The sequence below is a fragment of the Thermodesulfobacteriota bacterium genome (genome assembly GCA_040758155.1).
GTDB lineage: Bacteria > Desulfobacterota > Deferrimicrobia > Deferrimicrobiales > Deferrimicrobiaceae > UBA2219.
The window spans coordinates 20,462-27,814 of sequence record JBFLWB010000016.1; the positions used below are offsets into that span (position 1 = coordinate 20,462).

The 7,353-nt window shown below is 66.3% G+C and carries 6 protein-coding genes; all 6 read right to left on the reverse strand.

Annotated features, from left to right (window positions below; translation table 11 throughout):
• Position 1: 1 nt before the first annotated feature.
• Entirely contained in the window at positions 2 to 3,142 is a 3,141-nt protein-coding gene (locus AB1346_01290; GenBank protein ID MEW6719063.1) for an efflux RND transporter permease subunit, read from the reverse strand.
• 13 nt (positions 3,143 to 3,155) lie between these two features.
• Positions 3,156 to 4,316, reverse strand: coding sequence for an efflux RND transporter periplasmic adaptor subunit (locus AB1346_01295; protein MEW6719064.1), 1,161 nt, complete (start codon positions 4,314 to 4,316; stop codon positions 3,156 to 3,158).
• Positions 4,303 to 4,959, reverse strand: a complete 657-nt coding sequence (locus tag AB1346_01300; GenBank protein MEW6719065.1) for a TetR/AcrR family transcriptional regulator — start codon at positions 4,957 to 4,959, stop codon at positions 4,303 to 4,305. Before AB1346_01300 ends, AB1346_01295 begins: the two co-directional genes overlap by 14 nt.
• Before the next feature lie 242 nt (positions 4,960 to 5,201).
• Positions 5,202 to 6,056 (reverse strand): dihydrofolate reductase family protein, encoded by an 855-nt coding sequence (locus tag AB1346_01305; GenBank protein ID MEW6719066.1) that lies wholly within the window; start codon positions 6,054 to 6,056, stop codon positions 5,202 to 5,204.
• Positions 6,057 to 6,071: 15 nt separating this feature from the next.
• Positions 6,072 to 6,686, reverse strand: coding sequence for a GTP cyclohydrolase I FolE (gene folE / locus AB1346_01310; GenBank protein ID MEW6719067.1), 615 nt, complete (start codon positions 6,684 to 6,686; stop codon positions 6,072 to 6,074).
• Between the two features lie 9 nt (positions 6,687 to 6,695).
• A partial coding sequence (locus AB1346_01315; protein MEW6719068.1) for an FAD-dependent oxidoreductase occupies positions 6,696 to 7,353 on the reverse strand: 658 nt, incomplete at its 5' end.

Below are 7,353 nucleotides of genomic sequence, written 5' to 3' on the forward strand. Positions count from 1 at the left end.
GTCAGTTCACCTCCTGAGGCCGCTTCTTCTCGAACAGGCGGGAGACGACGATGAAGAACAACGGGATGAAGATCAGGTCGATCAAAGTGGCCGAGAGCATCCCGCCGGTGACCGCGGTCCCGATGGCGTTCATGGCTCCGGCGCCGGCGCCGACGGCGATGGCCAGCGGAAGTACGCCGAAGAAAAACGCCAGCGACGTCATGATGACGGGGCGGAATCGGATCCGCACCGCGGCAAGCGTCGCCTCGGTCAGCTCCACTCCCTGCCGCCGCTGCTCCTTGATGAACTGGATGATCAGGATGGCGTTCTTGGTGGACAGCCCGAGCGTCGTCAGAAACCCGATCTGGAAATAGACGTCGTTGGGCAGTCCCCGCAAGGTCGTTGCAACGATCGCGCCGAATATTCCCAGCGGCAGCATCAACAGGTTGACGAACGGGATGGTCCAGCTTTCGTACAAGGCCGCGACGCAGAGGAAGATCACCAGGATGGAGAACGCGTACAGCAGGCCGGTCTGGGAGCGGGCCATCCGCTCCTGGTAGGAGAGGCCGGTCCAGTCGAAGCCGATCCCCGGGGGAAGCTTCGACGCGATCTCCTCCATGGCCGCCATCGCCTCCCCGGAGCTCCTCCCGTCGGCCGGTTCGCCCTGGATGTTGACGGACGGGAAGCCGTTGAAGCGCTCGAGCTTCGGGGAGCCGGATGTCCAGCGTCCCGTGGAGAAGGCGGAGAACGGGACCATCCTTCCCGCCGTGTTGCGGACGTAGAGCTTGTCCACGTCTTTAGGGAGCATCCGGTGCGGGGCGTCCGCCTGGACATACACCCGCTTGACGCGCCCCCCCTGGATGAAGTCGTTGACGTAGGCGCTGCCGAACGCCGCGGAGATGGTGTTGTTGACGGAGCCGACGGGAACCCCGAGCGCCCCCGTCTTCTCCCAATCCACGTCTACGCGGTACTGCGGGACGTCCTCCATCCCGTTCGGCCGGACGTTCTTGAGCCGCGGGTCGCGCGCCGCCATGCCGAGCGCCATGTTGCGCGCTTCCATCAGCTTCTCGTGGCCCAGTCCGCCGCGGTCCAGGAGCTGGAAGTCGAACCCCCGCGCGAAGCCCAGCTCGATGACCGAGGGCGGCGGAAAGGCGAACGCCATCGCGTCCCGGTACTGCGAGATGACCCGCATCGTCCGGCCGGCCAGGGCATCGACCTTCAAATCCTTCCGGTGCCGGAGGTCCCAGTCCTTGAGCCGGACGAACGCCATCCCCTGGTTCTGCCCCCGCCCCGCGAAGCTGATCCCGGAAACGTACATGACCGAATCCACCGTTTCCGGCTCGTTCTTCAGGATATGCTCGCGGATCCGCACCATGACGCCGTCCGTCACCTCCATCGGCGTATTCGCAGGAAGCATCGCCTGGACCATCATCATCCCCTGGTCCTCTTCGGGAAGGTAGGAAGTGGGCATCCGCAGATACAGGAGGCCGACCGCGCCGACGAGCAGGAGGTAAATGACCAGGAAGCGCTTTTTCCTGGAAAGCGTGTGGTTGACGACTCCCACGTACCGGCTCCTGAGCCCGGAAAAGACGCCGTTGAACCAATGGAAGAACGGGCGCAGCAGGGCGATGCCGGTCTCCGCCGCCTCGTGCCCCTTGGCCACCGGCTTCAGGAGCGACGCGCAGAGGACGGGCGTCAGGATGAGGGCGACCACCACCGAAAGCAGCATGGACGCGATGATGGTGATGGAGAACTGGCGGTAGATGACGCCCGTGGAGCCGCCGAAGAACGCCATGGGCCCGAACACGGCGGAGAGCACCAGCCCGATGCCGATCAGGGCGCTGGTGATCTGGTCCATCGACTTGCGGGTGGCCTCCCGTGGAGAAAGCCCCTCCTCGCCCATGATCCGCTCCACGTTCTCGACCACGACGATCGCGTCGTCGACCAGCAGGCCGATGGCCAGCACCATGGCGAACATCGTCAGCATGTTGATGGAGAACCCGAAGAGCCCGAGGACCGCGAAGGTGCCCAATAGAACCACCGGGACCGCGATGGTCGGGATGAGGGTGGCGCGCATGTTCCCCATGAAAAGGAACATGACCAGGAAGACCAGCAGGATCGCCTCGAACAGGGTGATGACCACTTCCTTGATGGCCACCTTGACGAAGGGGGTGGTGTCGTACGGGTAGACGACCTTCATCCCCTTCGGGAAGTACCGGCTCATCTCCTTCATCTTCGCCCTGACGTTGTCGGCCGTTTCGAGGGCGTTGGCGCCGGCCGCCTGCCGGATCGCGAGGACGGCGGAGGGCCTGCCGTTGTGGAACCCCTGGATGTCGTAGGTTTCCGTCCCGAGCTCCGCCCTCCCGACGTCCCGGACCCGCACGACGGAGCCGTCCGGGTTGGTGCGGACCGGGATGGAACCGAAATCCTCCGGCGTCTCGAGAAGGCTCTGGACGGTGATGGTCGCGTTCAGGCGCTGCCCCCGCACCGCGGGAGCCCCGCCGAACTGCCCGGCGGAGACCTCGACGTTGTAGCTGCGGATCGCCGCGACGATCTCCTCCGTGGAGATCCGGTAATCCGTGAGCCGGGCCGGATCGAGCCAAATGCGCATGGCGTACTGCGTCCCGAAGGTCTCCACCTCGCCGACGCCCGGCACGCGGGAGAGCACCTTCTCCAGGTTGGACTGGGCGTAGTCGCGCAGGTCGTTGCCGTCCATGCTGCCGTCTTCCGAGACGAGCCCCACCAGGATCAGCCAGTTCCGGGTGGACTTGCTGACCTTGACGCCCGAGCGCTGGACCGTGTCGGGCAGGTTCGCCATCGCGAGCTGGAGCTTGTTCTGGACCTGCGCCCAGGCCAGGTCGGGGTCGGTACCCGGGGCGAAGGTCAGCTCGATGCGGGAGGTGCCGGCCGAGCTGCTCTGGGCGGACAGGTACAGCATCTTGTCGAAGCCGGTCATCTTCTGCTCGATGATCTGGGTGACGCTGTCCTCGACGGTCTCCGCGGAAGCCCCGGGATAGAAGGAGTCGATGGCGATCGACGGCGGAGCGATGGGGGGATACTGCGATATGGGAAGGTTGTAGATCGCAAGGCCCCCCACCACCATGATGATGATGGCGATGACCCAGGCGAATACCGGTCGATCCAGGAAGAATCGGGATAACATGCGCGCGCCTCCGTTATTTCGCCGGCGCGGCGGCGAGCGGGACGACCTTCACGGAAGCGCCGGGCCGCACCTTCTGCATCCCTTCCACGACCACGTTGTCTCCGGCGGCAAGCCCCTTCGACACGAGCCAGTCGCTTCCGACGGCCCGGTCCAGGACGACCGGGCGCTGCTCCACCTTGCCGGCGGACGCCACGAGCAGAACCGACGGGTTCCCCTTCGGATCGCGCGCCACTGACTGCTGCGGGACCAGGATGGCGTTTTTATTCACGCCCTCCTTGATCACCGCGCGCACGAACATCCCCGGCAGGAGGACGCCCTGGGGATTGGGGACGACGATCCGCAGGTTGACCGACCCCGTCGTCGGGTCCACCGTGACGTCCCGGAACTGCAGCTTCCCCTCCCGCGGATACGCCGTGCCGTCCTCGAGGAGGATCTTCACCGATCTCTGGTTCTCCCCCGACTGGATCCGGCCATCCTTCGCGCGGGCCTTCAGCGCGAGCAGCTCGGCGGTGGACTGCGGGACGTCCACGTAGATGGGATCGAGCTGCTGGACGGTCGCCAGCGCGAGCGGCTGGTACGCCGCCGCCAGCGCGCCGTCCGTCACCTCGGACCTTCCGATGCGCCCGGAGATCGGGGCGGCGATCCGGGTGTGTTCAAGGTTGACGCGGGCGGACGCCACGGACGCCTTCCAGAACTCGACGTCCGCCTCGGCCTGCTTCAGGGCGGCGGCCGCGTCGTCGTAGTCCTGCCGGCTGACCGCTCTCGATTCGAGCAGCTCCTTGTACCTGTCGGCCCGCGAGCGGATCGCCGGAAGGTTGGCTTCGGCCCTCCCGAGCGCGGCCTTCGCGTTGTCGAACGCCGCCTGGAAGCTCGACGGGTCGATCTGGTAGAGAAGCTGCCCCGCCTGGACGTTGGTCCCTTCCTCGAACAGCCGCTTCCGGATGATCCCGCTCACTTGCGGGCGGATCTCGGCGGTGCGGTAGGCGGTCGTGCGCCCCGGCAGCTCGGTGGTCAGCTCGATCCGCTGCGTCTTCAGCGTCAAAGCGGCGACTTCCGGGACCATCTGCGGCGAAGCCTGCCGCTTCCCGCCGCATCCCCCGGCAAGGAGGCCGGCGACGGCCAGCAGCGCGGCGGCCGCCATCAGCGGCCCGGGAAGGGAATCATACCGTTTCATCCGAGTCCTCCGGCTTTTCGATGGGTTCGGTCAATCCGTCGAGAAGGATATCCAGCACGGCATCGGGGTCGTCGAGCCCGGCATGCAGCCCGGGGTTTTCGAGCCAAAGAAGAAGGAACGCGTTGGTCAGCCCTTCCAGCGCAATGGCCAGGTGGTACGGGTCGCGCCCCTTGCGGAACCGCCCCCCGTCCATCCCGCTCCGGAAGACGGCGGCCAGCTTCCGCAGGATGTCCTCGCGGTATTCGCGCATCTCGCAGTCGAATCCCGCCAGGAAGTTGTGGCGCGCCCCCTGGGTCTCGGAAAAATAGATCCGGATCATGGCGGCGTGGGCGCGGAAGAGCTCCCCCTTGACCCGGACGAAGTTTCGCAGCTTTTCGATCTCGCCGCTTCCCGCCGCGATCGTCTCGGCGAGCGCGTCATGGAATCTTGTCGCCTTCTCCCGGAGAAGGGCCCTGTAAAGCTCCTCCTTGCTCCGGAAGAACTTGTACAGCGTCCCGATGGCGAACTCGGCCTTCTCCGAGATCTCCTGCATGGAGACGTTCGGGTATCCCTTCTCCGAGAACAGGTCGAGGGCGGCGGCCAGGATCTCCTCCCGTTGCGCCAGCTTCTCTCTTTCCCGCCTGGGGAGCCTTTGAACCTCCATCGATGTCCTCCGTAAAATCGCTCATCCAAAATATGAACTTGGCGTCATTATATAGAATAAACCCTCACATCGCAAGAACAGATTCGGCGGACACGTCACTCGATGCCGGACACATGCCGCATTTCGTCGTCAGTTCCAGCCGAGGAACAACTCCCCGATCAGCAAGGTGACGACGGCAAGGGGCAGGCCGACCTTCAGGTATTCGAGGAAGGAGATCGCGACGGTCCGACGCGACCGCTCGATCACGATGCGGTTGGCGTGGAGAACTCGTACCGCAGGAACAGGAAGCTCCCGCCGCGCTTCACGCCGGCCAGCGTTCCCCACAAGGGATTCCCCGGCGCGAAGAGTTTCCCCGCGACGAAACCTGGACGATCGACGGAGCCGTCCCGCCCGGCCACCTGCGGCGCGATCGTCAGGAACAGATCGTCCAGGCATCTCTCCGCGAAGAAATCGCCCATCAGCCTCGGACCGCCCTCGACGAGGAACCGTCCCCCGCCGGAATGGCGGCCGACAACGGAGAGGATCTTCCGTGCGTCGACGGATCCCCCGCTCCCGGCTTCCTCGATGACGACGGAGGAGGGAAGGCCGCAGCCTCGGACCCGCTTTCCCCCTTCCGGGGTCGTGACGACCATCGCCCGGACCTCCCCGGACCGGAACACGGGGTGCTCCGGGGAGAGCTCGCCGCGCGCCGTGACGATGACGTTCCACGGCGGGCGCGGACTCCCCGAGGCGGCCCGAAGACGCCGGTACGAGTCGGCGAGCGGCGGATAGATATACTCTGCGGTCCAGAGGTGGGCCGGGACGGAGCGCAGCGTTCCGGCGCCGACGATCACGGCGTCCGCGACGGAGCGCAGCAGCCCCATGATCATCCGGTCGTGCCGGTTGGAGCCGCTGATGGGCCCTCCTCCCGGAAGGTCGGGCGCGGAAAGCGAAGTCACGCCGTCGAGGGTGGCGACGAAGTTGCCGAAGACGTATGGCCGGTTCGCCGGCCGGGGGAAGCGCAAGGGGCCGTACAGCCCCGCGATCTCTTCCGGCAGGGGGAGATCCTCCCCCCGCTCCGCGGCGAGGAGTGTTTCCAGCGGCGGCAGCGGGTCCATGCCGGACATACTACTTCAAACGGTTCCCGGCTCGAAGCGGTTCAGCCCGCACGCCACGAAGAATTCGCTCCGGAGCGCCGGATCGTTCTCGTAATTCCCGCGCCAGAACGTCGCGCGGGTGAGCGCCGAGGTCTCCCGGACCCCTCGCATCCGGGTGCAGAGGTGGTGCGCCTCGAGGTATACCGCGACCCCATGCGGGCGTAGCATGGCGTCCAGCGCGTCGGCGATCTGCTGCCCGATCCGCTCCTGCACGGTGAACCGCTTCGCGAACAGACGCACCAGCCGGGTGAGCTTGGAGAGGCCGATGATCCGCTCGTGGGCGATGTACCCGACGTAAGCGCGCCCGTGGAACGGAAGCGCGTGGTGCTCGCACAGACTGAAGAATCCGATCGGCCCCTCGATGACCTGGCTGATCCGGCAGTCCGGGCCGCCCCGGCATTCGGTGTCGAACACCGTGATCAGCTTCGGGTCTCCCTCGTACCCGTCGGTGCTGTCGAGAATGGCCTGAAGGAAGCGGCGCGGAGTGTCGCGCGTCGCCGGGGTTTCCGGGTCCATCCCGAACGCAGAGAAGATCTCCGCCATGTAGCCTTCGAACTTCCGCAGCCGCTCCTCTTCGATCCGGCGGGACATCTTCGTGCCTCAAGCCGCTTTCGGCAGGCGGCCTTTCAGATCCTCCGCCCGGAACGGGCCCGGCTCGGCGATCAGCGCCCTCGCGGCGTCGACCTGCTCCCACACGTTCCACAGGAGCACGCCGCGGACGCGCCCCCCTTCCAGGTAATAGACGACCCCTTCGCGGAACGGCACCTTCCAGTCGGCAGCGGTTTCGTGCCGCGAATCGGTCTCTCCCACCGCCTCGTATCCCAGCTCGAACAGGTCGGAGTAGAAGAAGGGGAGATAGCGGTACTCGACCTCCTCGCCCGCCATCGACCGGCCCGCGACGCGCCCCATCGACTTGGCGTTGTCCTCGTGCTCGACGCGGATCCGCTTCCCGAGGGCGGGATTATGGAAGGAGGCCACGTCGCCAGCCGCATAGATCTCCGGGCGGGAGCTCCGCAGCCGCTCGTCCACCACGATCCCGTCGGCCGTCTCCAGCCCCGCTTTCCGCGCCAGCTCCACGTTCGGCGTAATCCCGATCCCCGCCACGACGCCGTCCACCCGCACCTCCTGGACAGCCGCGGAAGCCGCGCCCCGGACCGACAGAACGTGCCCGCCCCCCTTCGTTTCCATGCCGACAATGGAGTGGCCGGCCAGCAGCTCCACCCCCTTCCCGCGGAAGTAGTCGTTGACGAACCGCGCC

Excerpts from the sequence above, each read along its gene's own strand:
- AB1346_01290 (MEW6719063.1), bottom strand. The coding sequence starts at position 3,142 with ATGTTATCCCGATTCTTCCTGGATCGACCGGTATTCGCCTGGGTCATC.
- AB1346_01295 (MEW6719064.1), bottom strand. The coding sequence starts at position 4,316 with ATGAAACGGTATGATTCCCTTCCCGGGCCGCTGATGGCGGCCGCCGCG.
- AB1346_01300 (MEW6719065.1), bottom strand. The coding sequence starts at position 4,959 with ATGGAGGTTCAAAGGCTCCCCAGGCGGGAAAGAGAGAAGCTGGCGCAA.
- AB1346_01305 (MEW6719066.1), bottom strand. The coding sequence starts at position 6,056 with ATGGACCCGCTGCCGCCGCTGGAAACACTCCTCGCCGCGGAGCGGGGG.
- folE (MEW6719067.1), bottom strand. The coding sequence starts at position 6,686 with ATGTCCCGCCGGATCGAAGAGGAGCGGCTGCGGAAGTTCGAAGGCTAC.